At 68.0% G+C, this 16,569-nt stretch carries 15 protein-coding genes and 1 tRNA gene; 7 read left to right on the forward strand and 9 right to left on the reverse strand.

Annotated elements, in window-relative coordinates; translation table 11 throughout:
* Positions 1–24: 24 nt before the first annotated feature.
* From ACZ5M6_RS02540 to ACZ5M6_RS02550, 3 genes are all read right to left on the reverse strand, one after another.
* A complete protein-coding gene (locus tag ACZ5M6_RS02540; protein WP_191558671.1) occupies positions 25–570 on the reverse strand; it encodes a phthalate transporter in 546 nt (181 codons plus the stop codon).
* Entirely contained in the window at positions 567–1,448 is an 882-nt protein-coding gene (locus tag ACZ5M6_RS02545; RefSeq protein WP_464159551.1) for a 3-hydroxybutyryl-CoA dehydrogenase, read from the reverse strand. Before ACZ5M6_RS02545 ends, ACZ5M6_RS02540 begins: the two co-directional genes overlap by 4 nt.
* A gap of 106 nt (positions 1,449–1,554) precedes the next feature.
* A complete protein-coding gene (locus tag ACZ5M6_RS02550) occupies positions 1,555–1,860 on the reverse strand; it encodes a YggT family protein (protein ID WP_054764334.1) in 306 nt (101 codons plus the stop codon).
* Between the two features lie 164 nt (positions 1,861–2,024).
* Here ACZ5M6_RS02550 and ACZ5M6_RS02555 point away from each other — a divergent pair.
* Positions 2,025–2,100: transfer RNA gene (locus ACZ5M6_RS02555), tRNA-Ala, on the forward strand.
* 14 nt (positions 2,101–2,114) lie between these two features.
* On the opposite strand, the gene ACZ5M6_RS02560 is transcribed toward ACZ5M6_RS02555, so the two are convergent.
* The gene (locus tag ACZ5M6_RS02560) at positions 2,115–2,492 is read right to left on the reverse strand and encodes a hypothetical protein (RefSeq protein ID WP_054766780.1); all 378 of its coding nucleotides are present in this window, start codon (positions 2,490–2,492) and stop codon (positions 2,115–2,117) included.
* A gap of 280 nt (positions 2,493–2,772) precedes the next feature.
* On the opposite strand from ACZ5M6_RS02560, the gene ACZ5M6_RS02565 reads away from it, so the two are divergent.
* Positions 2,773–5,376: a TonB-dependent receptor gene (locus ACZ5M6_RS02565; protein WP_464159553.1), complete on the forward strand. Its 2,604-nt coding sequence runs from the start codon at positions 2,773–2,775 to the stop codon at positions 5,374–5,376.
* A 66-nt stretch (positions 5,377–5,442) separates the two neighbouring features.
* Positions 5,443–6,276, forward strand: coding sequence for a hypothetical protein (locus ACZ5M6_RS02570; protein ID WP_464159555.1), 834 nt, complete (start codon positions 5,443–5,445; stop codon positions 6,274–6,276).
* A 4-nt stretch (positions 6,277–6,280) separates the two neighbouring features.
* Here ACZ5M6_RS02570 and ACZ5M6_RS02575 read toward each other — a convergent pair whose 3' ends face one another.
* The 3 genes from ACZ5M6_RS02575 to fsa form a co-directional block, all read right to left on the reverse strand.
* Positions 6,281–7,204 carry a tyrosine recombinase XerC gene (locus tag ACZ5M6_RS02575; protein ID WP_191558412.1) on the reverse strand — a complete coding sequence of 308 codons (924 nt, stop codon included), beginning with the start codon at positions 7,202–7,204 and terminating at the stop codon, positions 6,281–6,283.
* 157 nt (positions 7,205–7,361) lie between these two features.
* Entirely contained in the window at positions 7,362–8,069 is a 708-nt protein-coding gene (locus ACZ5M6_RS02580) for a DUF484 family protein (RefSeq protein WP_464160091.1), read from the reverse strand.
* A 36-nt stretch (positions 8,070–8,105) separates the two neighbouring features.
* Positions 8,106–8,759, reverse strand: coding sequence for a fructose-6-phosphate aldolase (fsa, locus tag ACZ5M6_RS02585; RefSeq protein ID WP_287398013.1), 654 nt, complete (start codon positions 8,757–8,759; stop codon positions 8,106–8,108).
* Positions 8,760–8,789: 30 nt separating this feature from the next.
* On the opposite strand from fsa, the gene ACZ5M6_RS02590 reads away from it, so the two are divergent.
* A complete protein-coding gene (locus ACZ5M6_RS02590; protein WP_464159557.1) occupies positions 8,790–10,952 on the forward strand; it encodes a primosomal protein N' in 2,163 nt (720 codons plus the stop codon).
* A 40-nt stretch (positions 10,953–10,992) separates the two neighbouring features.
* Here the strand turns inward: ACZ5M6_RS02590 and ACZ5M6_RS02595 are convergent, their stop codons facing one another.
* A complete protein-coding gene (locus tag ACZ5M6_RS02595; protein WP_464159559.1) occupies positions 10,993–11,406 on the reverse strand; it encodes a Tat pathway signal protein in 414 nt (137 codons plus the stop codon).
* A 135-nt stretch (positions 11,407–11,541) separates the two neighbouring features.
* Here ACZ5M6_RS02595 and ahcY point away from each other — a divergent pair, with 135 nt between their 5' ends.
* The 3 genes from ahcY to ACZ5M6_RS02610 all read left to right on the forward strand — a co-directional run bounded on the left by ahcY (position 11,542) and on the right by ACZ5M6_RS02610 (position 14,766).
* Positions 11,542–12,933: an adenosylhomocysteinase gene (gene ahcY, locus ACZ5M6_RS02600; RefSeq protein WP_182713753.1), complete on the forward strand. Its 1,392-nt coding sequence runs from the start codon at positions 11,542–11,544 to the stop codon at positions 12,931–12,933.
* Between the two features lie 24 nt (positions 12,934–12,957).
* On the forward strand, positions 12,958–14,163 hold the full coding sequence (locus tag ACZ5M6_RS02605) for a BaiN/RdsA family NAD(P)/FAD-dependent oxidoreductase (protein ID WP_464159561.1): 1,206 nt from the start codon (positions 12,958–12,960) through the stop codon (positions 14,161–14,163).
* 303 nt (positions 14,164–14,466) lie between these two features.
* Entirely contained in the window at positions 14,467–14,766 is a 300-nt protein-coding gene (locus ACZ5M6_RS02610; RefSeq protein ID WP_464159562.1) for a TFIIB-type zinc ribbon-containing protein, read from the forward strand.
* Positions 14,767–14,769: 3 nt separating this feature from the next.
* Here ACZ5M6_RS02610 and ACZ5M6_RS02615 read toward each other — a convergent pair whose 3' ends face one another.
* A complete protein-coding gene (locus ACZ5M6_RS02615; RefSeq protein ID WP_464159564.1) occupies positions 14,770–16,488 on the reverse strand; it encodes a hypothetical protein in 1,719 nt (572 codons plus the stop codon).
* Positions 16,489–16,569: the final 81 nt, after the last annotated feature.

Consider the following 16,569-nt stretch of genomic DNA (forward strand, 5'->3'; position numbering starts at 1 on the left):
CGCCTGAGCGGCGCTCGGATAATCTTAGCGACGCCGCCCGACCTCGATCGTCGGCCGCGCCTCAAAGGCGATGAAGGCCACGCAAAGACCCGCCCACAGAGCGTAGCTGACCCCGACGATCATGGCGATGGGCAGGCCGCCCACGCCGAAGATCAGGAGGGTCGTCTCGGCCGCGCCGAGACCCTGCATCAGGTCGCCCGCCTCCAGCCAGCCCATGACCACCATGGCCAGGCTGACGACCACCTGGACAAGGGCGGCGGTCAGGCCGCCGAACAGCATGAAACGCCAGACCACGCCCAGCCGCGACCCCGGCCGACCCTCGCGACGGCGCTCCTGATTGATCCGCCACAGGCCCGCAGGAACGGCCGCCAGACCGATCAGCAGCACCAGAATCCGCCAGTCGATGTCACGCCCCATCCCGATCGCGTTGGGCGGCCAGAAGGGCAGGGTCAGAATCAGCGGGGGCCAGGCGGCGCCGGCCAGAGAGGCCAGGATCGGATAGAGCGGCGCCGGCCGCGACTGGATGGTCGCCTGGCCCGGCAGGTCGGCATAGGTCTCGAACCGGCTCATCGCGTCGGCGCCGGCGTCTCGCCGGAATAGTCATAGAAGCCGCGCCCGCTCTTGCGGCCCAGCCAGCCGGCCTCGACATATTTCACCAGCAGCGGACAGGGGCGGTATTTGCTGTCGGCGAGCCCGTCGTACAGGACGTTCATGATGGCCAGGACCACGTCCAGTCCCATGAAGTCCGCCAGCTCCAGCGGCCCCATCGGATGGTTGGCGCCCAGGCGCAGCGCCTTGTCGATGGAGGCGACGTTGCCGACCCCTTCATACAGGGCGAAGATCGCCTCATTCATCATCGGCACCAGGATCCGGTTGACGATGAAGGCCGGGAAGTCCTCGGCGTCGGTGGTGGTCTTGCCCAGGCTTTCGGCGAAATCGACGGCCGCCGCATGGGTCTCGGCCGAGGTGGCGATGCCGCGCACGATCTCGACCAGTCGCATGACCGGCGCCGGCTTCATGAAGTGAAGGCCGATGAACCGGTCGGGCCGATCCGAGGCCGAGGCCAGTCGGGTGATCGAAATGGAGGAGGTGTTGGAGGCCAAAAGGGTCTGGGGGCCCAGATGGGGGGCGACCTCGGCGTAAAGGGCCTTCTTGACCGCCTCGTCCTCCAGCGCCGCCTCAATGACCAGGTCCGCGTCGGACACGGCCTCGGCCATGTCCGTCGTGACGGCGATCCGGGCCAGGGCGGCGTCGGCCTCGGCCTGGGTCACCAGATGGCGGCCGACGTGGCGCGACAGGCTGGCGGCGATCTCGCCCTGGGCCAGCGGCAGTCGCGCGGGCGCCACGTCGTAGAGTCGGACCGAATAGCCGCCCAGGGCCACCGCATGGGCGATGCCTGCGCCCATCTGTCCGGCGCCCAGGACGGCGACTGTGGTGATCGTGCTCATGAACCGTGGTCAATAATGGTCGGGGCCGGCACCTTTAGGAAGCTGGCGGCGGGGCGCAAGGGCGGAATCGCCGTCTCGCGTCGGAATCTCCCGCCGCCGTGGCGCCTCAGCCCAACATGCCGATCAGGACCGGGGCCGCCGAGGCGTTGAACAGGATGCGGACGAACTGAAGCAGCAGCAGGACGACGATGGGCGAAATGTCGATCCCGCCCAGCGGCGGAATGATCCGACGGAAGGGTTCCAGAATGGGGGCGGTGATCCGGTCCAGGAAGTCGGCGACCTGGCTGACGAACCGGTTGCGATGGTTGATCACGTCGAAGGCGAACAACCAGCTCAAGATCGCCTGGATGATGATGAACCAGACCATCAGGCCGATGACGGTGTTCACAAGCCAGACCAGGGCGGTGCCCATATGTATTCTCCTGCAAGGCGCGAACCTCGGCTTCTAGCCGTCCCCCGCCCATCCGACAATCTTCTGCGGTCGCCTGCGCGGATTGCGCGCACAAGCCCGTTGACACCACGCCCGCCCGCCTTCTATGTCCCGCGCTCGCCTGGAGGCCTGCTCCTGACTGGAACGGGGCCGTAGCTCAGTTGGTAGAGCGCGTCGTTCGCAATGACGAGGTCAGGGGTTCGACTCCCCTCGGCTCCACCAGGCGTCCTTAGAGCCTATTTCAGCACCACATAGCCCCGCTCGACCATGCGGCGCAGGGCTTCGTAGACTTCGGCGAGTTCGTCGAAGGCGGTGCGGGCGGCGGTCAGGCGGGCGACCTGGTCGGGGGTGACGGGCGAGCCCGAATGGGCCAGGCGCAGGGCCTCGGCCCCCCATTTGGCGCGGGCGCCGGCGGTCAGGACCGCCAGTTTCTGAAGCGAGGCGGCGTCCAGACCGGTCAGGGTGTGGCCGATCAGCTCCTTATTGGCGACATAGGCGGCGTAGTCGATCTGCTCCAACTGGCCGCGCAGGCGGCGCTGCTCGTGCGGATCGGTGTCCTGCGGTTCGAAATGGTCGCTGTGGCGACGCACGCTCGAAGTCATCTTGGTCGACATGGGCCGGCCCTCCACGGCCACCAGACGTTTCCGGCGGCCACATTGACAAGAGGGTGCGCCGCTTCGGTTAACGTCCCGTTTGCGCCGAGGCGGCTCAGGTTTTGACAATCGACCGACTGTCGCAATCTCCGCACAGCCTCGGGTCGCAAAGGGCGCGTAGCGGCGAAATCGCCATCGAATCTCCACCCACTGTTGTCGGGCGCGACACAGAACAGACGCCTGCACGTCGCCTCCGCCCCCTATGCGAGCCCCGTCGAAATTCGACGTTGGGGGATAGAACATGTGTTTTTCGTCACAGAGCCGGCAACGGTTTCTGCTCGCCACCACCGCCCTGATCAGCGCCGGACTTGCGGCCAGCGCCCAGGCCCAGGTTCAGGACAACCCGACCGCCGAGGTCGATGAGATCGTCGTGACCGGCCAGCGCGAGGCGCAGCGCGCCGCCATCGCCGTGAAGCGCGCTGAGTTCGAGGTGATGGACGCCGTCTCCGCCGACGACATCGGCAAGCTGCCGGACCACAACACCGCCGCCGCCCTGCGCCGCATTCCCGGCGTCTCGGTGATGGAGGATCAGGGCGAGCCGCGCTGGCCGATCCTTCGGGGCCTGGCCTCCACCTACAACCGCACGACCATCGACGGCGCCTTCGTGGGTTCGGTGGATGAAAGCGCCCGCACCGTGCCGATGGACATCGTGCCCTCTGTGATGGCCGGCCGGGTCGAGGTGATCAAGACGGTCACGCCCGAGAACGACGGCAACGCCATCGGCGGCGTGATCAATGTCGCCACCCGAAGCGCGTTCGACGCCGTCAAACCCTTCTTCAACGGCATGGCCTCCTACGGCGTCTATGAACAGCACGGCGACGTCCGCAACGACGATCCGTCCTATCGCCTGGCCTTCGCCGCCGGTCGCCGCTTCGGCGCGGCCGACGAATGGGGCGTGGTGATCGGCGCCTCCCACGAGCAGCTCGACTACGACATTCCACAGGCGGAATCGGCCGCGCCTTCGATCCGCGAATACGATGCGGCCGGCAAGCCGGTGAACTCGGGCTCTCCGGCCGGCAACGGAATCCAGGTGCCGACCCAGCTGCGCCTGTTCTGGTACAACAACACCAAACAGCGTTCGGGCGCGAACGGAAAGCTGGAATGGCGGCCGAGCGTCGATTTCCGCTGGGAGGCCTCGGCCCTGTACGCCCGGATGGAGGACAATGAAGAGCGGACCGAATTCCGCACCGAGCCGGTCGGCAATGTGACCAACCAGACCCGCACCTCGGGAACCTTCGCCACGGGCCGCAACATCATCGGTCTGAACCAGCCCATCACCCGTCGCGAGATCGGCCTGGGCCGCACCGCCTTCCGGTGGGACGCCACCCCGCAATGGCGGCTGGACGGCGATCTCGTCTATTCACAGGCGGGCTCAGAGACCCCCAACACCTCGATGGAGTTCCGCACGGCGTCGAACGCCAACTTCGGCTTCCGCTACGACACCTCGAACTTTTTCCCTGTGTTCACGCCGACCAATCCGACGGCCTTCCGCGATCCGACCCTGTTCAATCTCCAGCAACGGCGCGTGTCCTTGCTGCGGACCGATGAAGACACCACCCAGGCGCGGTTCAACCTGGCCTTCGACGACGGCGGCGAGACGCGGAACCTGAAGGCGAAGGTCGGCGCCGTGTGGCGCTCCAGCGATCGCAGCTATCGGTCCAGCCGCACCGACTACACCCCCAAGACCGGCTTTATCTATACGCTGGACAAGGTCGATCGTCCCGGGCCGGACAAGCTGATCGAAGGCCAGTATCGTCTGACGCCGCGCATCGACGTCGCCACGGCGGAGGCCTTCTATGCGGCCAACGCGGCCAGCTTCGACGCCAAGACCGCCGCCCCGACCGGCGACTATGACGTCACCGAGGACGTCTTCGCCGGCTACGCCCAGGCCAGCTACAAGATCGGCGACCTGATCCTGCTGGGCGGACTGCGCTATGAGAAGACCGAAGTCAGTTCAGACGCCGCCCGCCTGTCCGGCGGCGTCCTGACGCCGGTGTCGAACAGCGGCGACTACGACAACTGGCTGCCCAGCCTGCACCTGCGCTGGAACCTGCGTCAAAACGTGGTCGTCCGCGCCGCCTGGACCAACACCATCGGCCGACCGGACTTCGGTTCGCTCGCCGCCAGCGAGAGCATCAGCTTCGACGGCTCGCAGCCGACCCTGTCACGCGGCAACCCCGGCCTGAAGGCGCGTGAGAGCGAGGGTCTGGACCTGTCGTTCGAATACTATCCGACCGACGGGCTGATGTCGGTGGCCCTGTTCACCAAGGACATCGCCAACGAGATCTTCACCCTCAGCTCGGTCCAGAACCTGGACGTGGGCCGGGGCGTGGAGGCGGTGATCGTCTCGACGCCGACGAACGCCGAAACGGCCAAGATTCGCGGCGTCGAAGTCGCCTTCCAGCAGGCCCTGACCATGCTGCCGGCGCCGTTCGACGGCCTGGGCGTCAGCGCCAACGCCACCTTCCTGGACACGGAGTTCACCTTCCTGACCACGGCGGGCAAGCGTCACACGGGCCTGTTCCAGCAGCCTGCGACCACCACCAATGAATCGATCTGGTATCAGCGCGGCCCGATCGAGGCCCGCGTCTCGCACAACTATATCGGCGGCTTCCTGGAAACGATCAACGACACCATCCCGAACGCCGACCAGTATTGGAAGGGGCGCCACGTCTATGACGCCTCGGTCAGCTGGCGCTTCGGCAACGGCCTCACCGTCTTTGTGGAAGGCCAGAACCTGTCCAACTCGGGCCGTCGCGAAGTGACCGGCCCGGGTCGAACCTATCTTCAGGAATCGGCGAACTACGGCCGGACCTACTGGGTCGGCCTCTCCGCCAGCTTCTGATCCCCGCCACGCAAGGGGCCGCCTCCCCCAGGAGGCGGCCCCTGTCCTTTTGAAGGAACCTCCGTCATGCTCGCTTCAATGCTCTTGTCTCTGCTTGTCTCCGCCGCCCAGGCCGCGCCGACGGGCGGAGGCGACGCGGTCGCGCCGATCGTTCTCGCGGGCGAGGCTCAGACCCTGCGTCGCTATGAGGCCGAGGCGCGTCAGGGCGCGGCGGTGGGACCCGATGACGTCTACGCCGTCTCCAACTGGTCGATTGTGCGCTATGACAAGAAGACGGGCGCCAAACAGGCCGAATGGACCGGCGACCGCGCCCGATTTCCGCACATCAACTCCTGCGCCGTGATCGACGGCGAACTGGTCTGCGCCAGCTCCAACTTTCCCGCCGTTCCTCAGATCAGCACGGTGGAGGTCTTCGACGCCGTCGACCTGCATCACAAGCGCAGCGTCGCCCTGGGTCTGGGGACGGGTTCGATCACCTGGGTTGATCGACATGACGGCGCCTGGTGGGCCATGTTCGCGAACTATGACGGTCGCGGGGGCGAGGCGCCGCGCGACCACCGCCACACCACCCTGGTGCGGTTCGACGACCAGTGGCGACGGCTGGAGGCCTGGGGGCTGCCGGCCTCCATTCTGGAGCGGATTGCGCCGATGAGCATTTCCGGCGGCGGCTGGGGACCGGACGGACGTCTCTATCTGACCGGCCACGACCGGCCCGAACTCTATGTCGTCGCCCTGCCCGACGGCGGGGGAGTTCTGGATCATCTGGAGACCCTCGGCATAGAGGCCGAGGGACAGGCGATCGACTGGGATGAAAGCGAGCCCGGCGTCCTCTACGGCATCACCCGGCGAACACGGGAAATCCTGGCGATGCGCATGCCCGTCACGACCACGGCGCCCTGATCTGTCAGGCGCCGCTCGCGCGCGGATGGGCCGCAGAATAGGCGCTCAACAGGCGCTCCGCATCGACGCCGGTGTATTTCTGAGTGGTGGACAGGCTGGCGTGGCCCAGCAGTTCCTGGATCGAGCGCAGGTCGGCGCCGGCCCCCAGCAGATGGGTCGCGAAACTGTGGCGCAGGGCGTGGGGGGTGGTGCGTTCGGGCAGGCCCAGCCGCCCGCGCAGTCGCTGGACCGAGGCCTGGACGTGGCGCGGGCTGAGCGGGCCGCCGCGCCGAGCCCGGAACAGGGCGTCTGACGGCTGAAGCGGGAAGGGCAGCAGCGCCAGATAGGCGTCCACGGCCGCGCGAACGGCCGGCAGAACGGGCGCGACCCGGGTCTTGGCGCCCTTGCCGACGATGCGCAGGGTCTCGCCCAGGGGCGCATCGGCGCGGACGAGAGACAGGCCTTCGGAAATCCGCAGGCCGCAGCCGTACAGCAGGGTCAGGACGGCCCGGTCGCGCGCGGCTTCCCAGGGTTCGGCGTCTGGATCGGCGTCGGGTTCGGCCAGCAGGCCGCGCGCCTGGTCCTCGCTGACGGGGCGGGGCAGGGACGGCTTGATCCGGGGACCGCGCACCAGAGCCAGCTGGGGGGCGGGCGTGTCCAGCCGCCGGTCCAGAAAGGCGTGAAAGCCCCGAACGGCCGACAGGGTCTGGCTCAGGGATCGGGCCGCCAGGGGGTGATCGCCGCTGCGGCGGTCGGCTAAATGGGCGCGCACCTCGGCGGCAGTGATGGTTCCCAGGCCTTTCAGCGTCAGGGTCTCGCCGCGATGGCGTTCGAGAAAGGCGACATAGAGCCGGCCGATATGGCCGTAGGCCTCCAGGGTGCGGGGCGACAGCCGTCGCTCGTGCGCCAGATGCTCCAGCCAGGCGTGGAGGGCCTCGGCGGCGGTCATTCGCCCGTTTCCTGTCCGTCACCCTCGGGCTTGATCCGAGGATCGGGCGTTGAGCGAGGCGAATGGCGGGGATCGCGCGCCAACCCGTACGCATTTGCGACGGAGCGTCCGACCCTCGGGTCAAGCCCGAGGGTGACGGTGAGCGAAGTACGGAAAGTCAGTTCAACACCGGCCATCGCTCGGCCATCCGCTCGACCACCCGCGCCAGAAAGGCCGCCAGTTCGCAGCCCATGTTGGGGGTGAAACCCTCGGGCTCGGGCGAGCCGAAGGCGCACAAGCAGGGTCGGGGCGGTTCGCCGGGGGTCAGATGCGGCGCCATCCGGACAAGGGCCACCGACTTCACCTGATCGCCGGCCGCGCCGAACAGGTCGAGCCCGTCGAACATCGGCCCCAGCCAGCTCAGGCCGTGGTCGCCCAGCAGGCGGTCCACCTCGCCGGCGTCCAGTCCGCGCCAGCCGAACGGCACCCCGCCAGGGCGTTCCAGGGCGATGGCGGCGCCGGCCAGGCCGAACCGGCCCTGGGCCGCCGCATCCAGCCGCCGCGCCAGGTCGGAATGATTGCGCGCCTCCATCAGGTCCAGGGCGGCGACGTGGGTCTGGGTCTGGGCGGCGAAATTGGCGCGGGCGATCATCTCGACCTCGCGCCGGGCGCCGGCCTCGCGCTCGACCACCGCCTCAAGCCGCGTCAGGGCGGCGGCGCCGAACTCGATCACATTGCGACCGTGCGGGCGCAGGCCGATCTCCTCCAGCAGCGACCGGTCGTCCAGCAGCATCTGGGGATGGGCCTGCAGCCAGCCGCGAACATCCGGCCAGTGGAGACCGTCGCCCGAGGCGGCGTCCGCTTCAGAGGTTTCGAAAAGGTCCAATGAGCCGCTCAACAGACCTTCTCCGTGACGCGCGAGTTACAGGATGGACTGACCGGTCTTGGCCCAGTCCGCCACAAAGGCATCAAGACCCTTGTCGGTTAACGGGTGCTTTACCAGGGCCTTGAAAGTGTCGGCGCCGAAGGTGGCGGCGTCCGATCCGGCCACAGCGGCGGCGGCCACATGGGCCACGTTGCGCAGCGAGGCGGCCAGGATCTGGGTCTCGAAACCGTGGACGTCGTACATCACCCGGATTTCTTCCAACAGGGCGATCCCGTCAGCGCCGTTGTCCTCCAGCCGCCCGACGAAAGGCGAGACGAAGGTGGCGCCGGCCTTGGCGGCCAGCAGGGCCTGGGCGGCCGAGAAGCACAGGGTGACGTTGGTCTTGATCCCCTTGTCGGCGAAGACGCGGCAGGCGCGCAGACCGTCCCAGGTCAGGGGCAGCTTCACGACCACATTGGGGGCGATGGCGGCCAGCTTGTCGCCTTCCTTGACCATGGTCTCGAAATCGAGCGAGACGGCCTCGGCGGAAATCGGACCCTCGACCAGGGCGCAGATTTCGGCGATGACCTCGGCGATGTTCCGACCCGACTTGGCGATCAGCGACGGATTGGTGGTGACCCCGTCCACCATGCCGGTGGGAACCATGTCCTTGATGACGGCGACGTCGGCGGTATCGAGAAAGAGTTTCATGGACGGCTTCATAGCCGAGGGCGCAGTTCGTTGAAAGTCGCCTCGGTCCTCATTCCCCTGCCCGTGCCGGAAGCCTTCGACTACGAGGTTCCCGAGGCGCTGAGCCTGGCGCGCGGCGATCAGGTCGCCGTCCCATTGGGTCCGCGCCTGATCCGGGGCGTGGTGGCCGAGGTGTTCGAGACCACCGGCTCGAACCGGCGGCTGAAGGCGGTGGACTCGAGACTGGACGACCCCGCCCTGCCGGCAGGGGTGATGGACTTCGTCGAATGGGCCGGGCGCTGGACCCTGTCCCCGCCCGGCGAGATGGCGGCCACCGCGCTGAAGGGTCTGCGCGCGCCGCGTCCCCGGCCGGAACGGAGGGTGCGGCGGGTCGGCGACCGTCAGCCGGCCCGCGCCACCCCCGCGCGAACGGGCGTGCTGGAGGCCCTGGGCGCGCGATCAATGACGGCCGCCGACCTGGCGCGGGACGCCGGCGTGTCGGCGGGCGTGGTGAAGGGACTGATCGACGAGGGGGTTCTGGAGATCGTCGAGATCGCCGCCGAAGCCGCCTTCGCCCGGCCCGATCCCGACCATGCGCCGGCGACCCTGAACGGCGACCAGGCGGCGGCGGCTTCAGCCCTGGCGGCCGGAGCGACCCAGGGCGGGTTTCGACCCTTTCTGCTGGACGGGGTCACGGGGTCCGGCAAGACCGAAGCCTATCTGGAGGCGATCGCGCGGGTGCTGCGCGCCGATCCGGCGGCGCAGATCCTGATCCTCTTGCCTGAAATCGCCCTGACCCAGGCCCTGATCGAACGGATTGCAGCCCGCTTCGGCGCGGCCCCAGCAGAGTGGCATTCCGGCGTCGCCCCGCCCCGCCGCCGCCAGGTGTGGGAGGCGACCATCGCGGGCCGTTGCAACATCGTGGTCGGCGCCCGGTCCGCCCTGTTCCTGCCCTTCGTCAATCTGCGGCTGATCATCGTCGACGAGGAGCACGACGGCTCGTTCAAGCAGGAAGAGGGGCTGGTCTATCACGGCCGGGACCTGGCCGTGGCGCGGGCGCGGATCGAGGGGGCGGCCGTAGTCCTGGCCTCGGCGACCCCGTCGCTGGAGACGCTGTGGAATGCGCAGAACGGTCGCTACGACTGGTTGAAGCTGGGCGCGCGGCATGGGACCGCCGTCCTGCCGGACATCGACCTGATCGACCTGCGCGCGGCGCCTCCGGATCCGCAGACCTGGCTGTCGCAGAGCCTGAGGGAGGCGATCGGCGAAACCCTGGTGCGCGGCGAACAGACGCTGCTGTTCCTGAACCGACGCGGCTATGCCCCCGTGGTCCTGTGCCGCGCCTGCGGGCACAGGCTGACGGCGCCGGACACCGACAGCTGGCTGGTCGAACATCGCTACACCGGCCGACTGGTCTGTCACCTGACCGGCTTTTCCATGGCCCGGCCGAAACTCTGCCCGTCGTGCGGGGCCGAAGACAGTCTGGTCTCGGTCGGACCCGGCGTCGAACGGGTCGAGGAGGAGGTGCGCCAGCTGTTCCCCGAGGCGCGGACGGCGGTGTTCAGCTCCGACACCGCGCCCGACGCCAAATCGGCCCGGGCCCTGATCCAGCGGATGACCGACGGCGAGATCGACATACTGGTCGCCACCCAGGCGGCCGCCAAGGGCCACAACTTCCCCCGCCTGACCCTGGTCGGGGTGGTGGATGCGGATCTGGGCCTGAGGGGCGGCGATTTGCGGGCGGCCGAGCGCACCTATCAGCTCTTGGCCCAGGCGACGGGACGGGCGGGCCGGGCGGATCGGCCGGGACGGGCCCTGTTGCAGACCTGGACCCCCGAACATCCGGTGCTTCAGGCCCTGGCGGCCGGCGACCGGGACGCCTTCGTCGAGGCGGAGATGGCCGAGCGGGAGGCGGCGTCCCTGCCCCCCTTCGGCCGGCTGGCGGCGATCATCCTGTCCAGCGAGAATGCGCAGGCGGTGGAGAAGACCGCCGCCGACCTGGCCCAGACCATTCCCAACGCCGAACGGCTGGAGGTCTATGGCCCCGCCGATGCGCCCCTGGCCCTGGTGCGCGGCCGTCGGCGCAAGCGGCTCTTGGTGCGCGCGGATCGCGACGTCGATCTGCAAGCCTTTCTGCGCGCCTGGCTGCAGCGGGTGAAGGTTCCGGCCTCGGTCCGGCTGGCCGTGGACGTCGATCCCTATTCCTTCCTCTGAGGGGGACTCTGAGGTGGACGCGGCCGTCCGAGAGGGCGGATCAGATCGCCATGACCGTGCCCAGCAGCAACCGGGCGCCGGGGCGGCCCAGGGTGGCGTTGGTCGCCGCCTGCAAGGCGTTGGCCAGGCGGTCGATGTCGGGCGCCGCGCCGGGCCGCAGGCCTGCGGCGAACTGCTGAGCGGCGGTGTTATAGGCGGCGCGGAGGCGGGGCGTGGACTGCTGGGCGCGAAGACGCAGGGCCGCGTCAGGCACGTCCAGACCGGTTTCGATCGACAGAACCCCCCGGCGCCCGGTCAGTCCGGCGATGGAGGCGGTCACGACCGGCAGTCGGAAATAGGTTTCAGTGGAGGCGCCGCCGCCCTCCTTGCTCGAAGAGGCTGCGGCGGGCTCCGGCGAGGCCGAGGCGGCGGCCGTTGCGACAAGGGCGAGACCGAGAAGGGCGCGGCGTTCCATGGCCTGATCCTAACGCGCGGCGCTTAATAAACGGCTACGCCCCGCATATAAGGACATCCTTATATGTTTATTGCTCCTTCAGACCTGCCGGGCTATGAGGCGCGCAATACCCCCTTACGGCCAGGAGCCCCTGCCATGACCGACTACATCATCCGCGACATCTCTCTGGCCGACTGGGGCCAGAAGGAAATCGCCATCGCCGAGACGGAAATGCCGGGCCTGATGGCGCTGCGCGCCGAGTTCGGCAAGGACCAGCCGCTGAAGGGCGCCCGGATCGCCGGCAGCCTGCACATGACCATCCAGACGGCGGTTCTGATCCAGACGCTGGAAGCCCTGGGCGCCGAAGTGCGCTGGGCCTCGTGCAACATCTTCTCGACCCAGGATCACGCCGCCGCCGCCATCGCCGCAGCCGGCACCCCGGTCTTCGCCGTCAAGGGCGAGACCCTGGAGGAATACTGGGACTACGCCCACAAGATTTTCGAATGGGCTGACGGCGGCTATCCGAACCTGATCCTGGACGACGGCGGCGACGCCACCCTGCTGTGCGTGCTCGGTCCGAAGGCCGAGAAGGACCCCTCGGTCCTCGACAACCCGACCAATGAGGAAGAAGAAGCCCTCTACAAGGTCATGAAGCGGTATCTGAAGGAGAAGCCCGGCTTCTATTCGGCCATCCGCGACGCCATCGGCGGCGTGTCGGAAGAGACCACCACCGGCGTGCACCGCCTCTACCAGATGTCGGAGCGCGGCGAATTGCCCTTCCCGGCCATCAACGTCAACGACAGCGTCACCAAGTCGAAGTTCGACAATCTGTACGGCTGCCGTGAATCCCTGGTCGACGCCATCCGTCGCGGCACCGACGTCATGCTGTCGGGCAAGGTGGCCGTGGTCTGCGGCTACGGCGACGTGGGCAAGGGCTCGGCGGCCTCGCTGCGTCAGGGCGGCGCCCGCGTGATCGTGACCGAGATCGACCCGATCTGCGCCCTGCAGGCGGCCATGGAAGGCTATGAGGTCCAGACCCTGGACGACGTCGCAGACAAGGCCGACATCTTCGTCACCGCTACCGGCAACAAGGATGTGATCACCGTCGACCACATGCGCCGGATGCGCAACAACGCCATCGTCTGCAACATCGGCCACTTCGACTCCGAGATTCAGGTCGCGGGCCTGAAGAACTTCAAGTGGGACGAGATCAAGCCTCAGGTCCACCACGTGGAGTTCCCGAACGGCAACAAGATCATCCTGCTGTCGGAAGGCCGTCTGGTGAACCTTGGCAACGCCACGGGCCACCCCTCCTTCGTGATGTCGGCCTCCTTCACCAACCAGACCCTGGCCCAGATCGAACTCTGGACCAACAAGTCGGCCTATGAGACCAAGGTCTACACCCTGCCCAAGCACCTGGACGAAAAGGTCGCGGCCCTGCACCTGGGCAAGCTGGGCGCCAAGCTGACCGTGCTGAACAAGGAACAGGCCGATTACATCTCCGTGCCGGTCGAAGGGCCGTTCAAGCCCGAACACTACCGCTACTAAGAACCGCCTTCCGGAGCCGGTCTCGTGAGCCGGGCGTCGTTCGACGTCCTGGTGGTCGGGGCCGGCGCCGCCGGCATGATGTGCGCCGCCGAGGCCGGGCGGCGCGGCCGTCGGGTTCTGGTCGTCGATCACGCGGCCCATCCCGGCGAGAAGATCCGCATCTCCGGCGGCGGACGGTGCAACTTCACCAATCTGGGCTGCGGGCCGGCGAACTTTCTGGGTGAAAACCCCCGGTTCGCCACCTCGGCCCTGCGCCGGTTCACCCCCCAGGACTTTATAAAGCGGGTCGATCAGGCGGGCATCGCCTGGCATGAGAAGACCCTGGGCCAGCTGTTCTGCGACGGCAGCGCCAAACAGATCGTGCGACTGCTGACCGACGCCCTGGCGGAGGCCGGGGTCGAGCTGCGGATGAAGACCGGCGTCGATCGGATCGCCCGAAAGGGCGAGGGCTGGTCGATCGGCCTGTCTGATGGGTCCGAGATCGCGACGGCCTCGCTGGTGGTCGCCACAGGCGGAAAGTCCATTCCCAAGATGGGGGCGACCGGCTGGGCCTATGAGGTCGCGCGGCAGTTCGACATCCGCGTGACCGAGACCCGTCCCGCTCTCGTGCCGCTGACGTTCGAGGCGGGCCTGCTGGAGACCCTGACGCCGCTCGCCGGGGTTGCGGTGGAGGCTCGCGTGGCCTCGGCCCCGGCCGAGAAGACGCGCAGGGCCCGGTTCGACGAAGCCATGCTGTTCACCCACCGCGGCCTGAGCGGTCCGGCCATACTTCAGATCAGCTCCTACTGGCGCGAGGGCGAGCCCATAGTCGCCGCCATGGCCCCGGATCACGACGTGTTCGAGGCGCTGAAGGCCGCCAAGGCGGCGAACGGACGCCAGGCGGTCCACACCGCCCTGTCCCAGATCGTGCCGCGTCGGCTGGCCGAGAGCCTGTGCGCGCGCGAAGGCGTGGCGGGCAATCTGGCCGATCTGTCGGACAAGGCCCTGCGGCGACTGGACCAGGCGGTCAACGCCTGGACGGTGAAACCGGTGGGGTCCGAAGGCTACCGCACGGCCGAGGTCACCCTGGGCGGGATCGACACCGCCGCCCTGGACCAGCAGACTCTGGTCGTGAAGTCCGTCCCCGGCCTCTATTTCATCGGCGAGGCGGTGGACGTCACCGGCTGGCTGGGCGGCTATAATTTCCAGTGGGCCTGGTCTTCAGGCTGGGCCGCCGGTCAGGTCTGCTAGAGCCTGATCCGTTGAGGAGGAACCGCTTCGCGGTTCCGCTGAAACGGTGAATCAGGCTCCAGATTAAAGCGAGAGCAGGATCAAGCCGCGCCCTGTGGCGCCACGACGCATGGCGGCGCAGACGCCGACCCCTTAGCTTGGTTTTGCGGAACGGGCCCCTCTGGCGTCGTCGCGGCCGGGTTTCCCCTCCCCTGGGCGTGCGATGCGATGTCGGACCGCACGGGTGCATCGACGCGACGGGTCTCGGACCCCCTGCCTTCCCGTCGCGTCGCACCCGATCGTCAACCGACCAGGAGCCCGCCCATGCCCCTTCTGATGTGCCCCAACGACAACAGCCCGATGCAGAGCCTGGATCGGAACGGCGTCCAGTTCGACATGTGCCCCACCTGCCGGGGCGTCTGGCTGGATCGCGGCGAGTTGGAAACCCTGATGGCCTCGGCCGTCGATGAAGGACGCGCCGCCCCCCCCTCGCCGCAGACCCGCCCCTGGAACGCGCCGTCCGACTATGGAGAAGTCAAGGGCTACAGGGACGATCGCCGCCGCGACGACGGCTATCACTACAAGAAGAAGAAGCGCGACAGCATCTTCGACATTTTCGACTGACGCCTAAAGCCGAATCCCGGCGGCCGGCATCAGGGCGTTCAGCGCGGCGGACGCCTCCGGCTCAACGCTCAGGGCCTCCTTGACCTCGGACGCGCGCAGCATGCGCAGCGCTTCCGCCCGGGCGCGATCGGCGGCCGGTCCCAGAGGCGCCGTCTCGCCGGCCGCCATTCTCAGCAGGACGCCCAGCTTCTGCGTCACGGCGGCCGAGGCGCGGGCGATCTGGCTGATCAGGCCGGCGTCCGCCTCCAGGGTTCCGCCCAAGGTCCCGATCGAGGCGGCGATCTCACGCTCGTCGATCTCTCCCAACTGCACCGCGCGCACCGAGCGCTGCAGCCGCGCCAGAGTGAGCAGTTTCTGCGAGGCGTTCGAACCGCCCGGCGTCGATTGCCGGAGCTCGGCCTCAAGCCGCACCGATTTGACGCAGCCGCTCAGCCATCGCGCCGCCGCCCGCTTGTTGGCGGCGCCGGTCACATTCTCGCAAAGCCGCGTCAGATGTTCGGCCTCGGCCAATACGGTCGCGCATGACTGAACATAGGAGGTGACGAAATCGGGCGTGACCAGGCTTCTGGACCGCTCGACGAAGGCGTTCTGCACCTCCTCCAGGGTCAAAAGCCGACCCGAGGCGGACGTCAGGGCCATAGCCAGGGTCCGAAGAATATCGATCTCGCCCGCCGGATCAGCGGGGCGCAGGCGGCGGGAACTGGACAGTTCGCGCGTTATGAATCGGGCCAAGGCGGCCGACAGACGCGGAAAGTCGCCGGCGGCGATCCGGCTGCCGAGCCGGGCTGCGGGGCCATCCACGGTCGGGGTCAGAAGCCCCATCCGGGGATCCACGGCGATCAGCCGCTCCACCTCCTTGGGCGCCACCATCCGCACGAGGGCCGCCAGACTGGCGCCGAGATCCAAGGACGGCCCCAGGATGTCCGCCAGATTTGACCGGATCGCCAGCATCTCCGTCGCAATCTGCTCGACGACGCTCACCACCAGGGCGCGCGGCGGCCCTTCCGTCGGCGCGCCATCCATCAGATCCATCAGCCGGTCCAGCCGCGCCCGTGCGCCCTGACGATCGGCCAGGGCCTGGGCCGCCACGCCGCCCATGATGAAGGCTCGGTCGGCCGATCCCGACAGGCGATGGGCCACATCGGCGATCGAAAGATCGTCCAGTGACGGAAACTGGCCGCTTCGGCCCGCCTTCATCAGCTGGGAGATCGTGGCGTCGGCCAGCCGCTGGTAGTGGCGCACCATCCCATGCAGATCCTGGCCGCTGGCCTGGCTTTCGGGCACGGCCACCTTCTGAACGGCATGTTGAAGTTCGACGCCCGAGGCGTCCAGCCGTTCCGCCAGATCCGGCCGGTGCAGAAGCTCGAAGGCGGTCACCCCGTGCCGCTTCAGCCAGTCCTCGAGGACGCGGCCGATCAGGGCCCGAGCATGGGGCGCATAGAGTTCCTTGGGCGAGCTGCAAGCCGGACGAGCCGCCGCTTCCGGCTTCTTCTTCGACTTCTCCTCCGGCAGCCCGAGATTCAGAATCGTCAGGCTGTTGAACTCCATCGTCTCGGGGTCCAGCGTCTCCTTGGTGACCCGCACCGCGACGGCCTGTTTGGCCTGAAACTGCTCTTCGGCGGTTTCCAGCGCGGTTTTTCGATCTTCGGTCGCGATCAGCAGGGCCCAGGCCGCCGGGGCGGTCCTTCGGACATAGACTTCATAATGGATTGGGCCGGCCATGCGACCACCCTAAGCGCCAAGGCTTTAAGGCGGGGTTGCCCGGTAAATTGTCAGTTTCTGAAGGATCCGCCTATCGCCGTC

It is taken from the genome of Brevundimonas sp. Br13 (assembly GCF_055391505.1).

Excerpts from the sequence above, each read along its gene's own strand:
- ACZ5M6_RS02540 (WP_191558671.1), bottom strand. The coding sequence starts at position 570 with ATGAGCCGGTTCGAGACCTATGCCGACCTGCCGGGCCAGGCGACCATC.
- ACZ5M6_RS02545 (WP_464159551.1), bottom strand. The coding sequence starts at position 1,448 with ATGAGCACGATCACCACAGTCGCCGTCCTGGGCGCCGGACAGATGGGC.
- ACZ5M6_RS02550 (WP_054764334.1), bottom strand. The coding sequence starts at position 1,860 with ATGGGCACCGCCCTGGTCTGGCTTGTGAACACCGTCATCGGCCTGATG.
- ACZ5M6_RS02560 (WP_054766780.1), bottom strand. The coding sequence starts at position 2,492 with ATGTCGACCAAGATGACTTCGAGCGTGCGTCGCCACAGCGACCATTTC.
- ACZ5M6_RS02565 (WP_464159553.1), top strand. The coding sequence starts at position 2,773 with ATGTGTTTTTCGTCACAGAGCCGGCAACGGTTTCTGCTCGCCACCACC.
- ACZ5M6_RS02570 (WP_464159555.1), top strand. The coding sequence starts at position 5,443 with ATGCTCGCTTCAATGCTCTTGTCTCTGCTTGTCTCCGCCGCCCAGGCC.
- ACZ5M6_RS02575 (WP_191558412.1), bottom strand. The coding sequence starts at position 7,204 with ATGACCGCCGCCGAGGCCCTCCACGCCTGGCTGGAGCATCTGGCGCAC.
- fsa (WP_287398013.1), bottom strand. The coding sequence starts at position 8,759 with ATGAAACTCTTTCTCGATACCGCCGACGTCGCCGTCATCAAGGACATG.
- ACZ5M6_RS02595 (WP_464159559.1), bottom strand. The coding sequence starts at position 11,406 with ATGGAACGCCGCGCCCTTCTCGGTCTCGCCCTTGTCGCAACGGCCGCC.
- ahcY (WP_182713753.1), top strand. The coding sequence starts at position 11,542 with ATGACCGACTACATCATCCGCGACATCTCTCTGGCCGACTGGGGCCAG.
- ACZ5M6_RS02610 (WP_464159562.1), top strand. The coding sequence starts at position 14,467 with ATGCCCCTTCTGATGTGCCCCAACGACAACAGCCCGATGCAGAGCCTG.
- ACZ5M6_RS02615 (WP_464159564.1), bottom strand. The coding sequence starts at position 16,488 with ATGGCCGGCCCAATCCATTATGAAGTCTATGTCCGAAGGACCGCCCCG.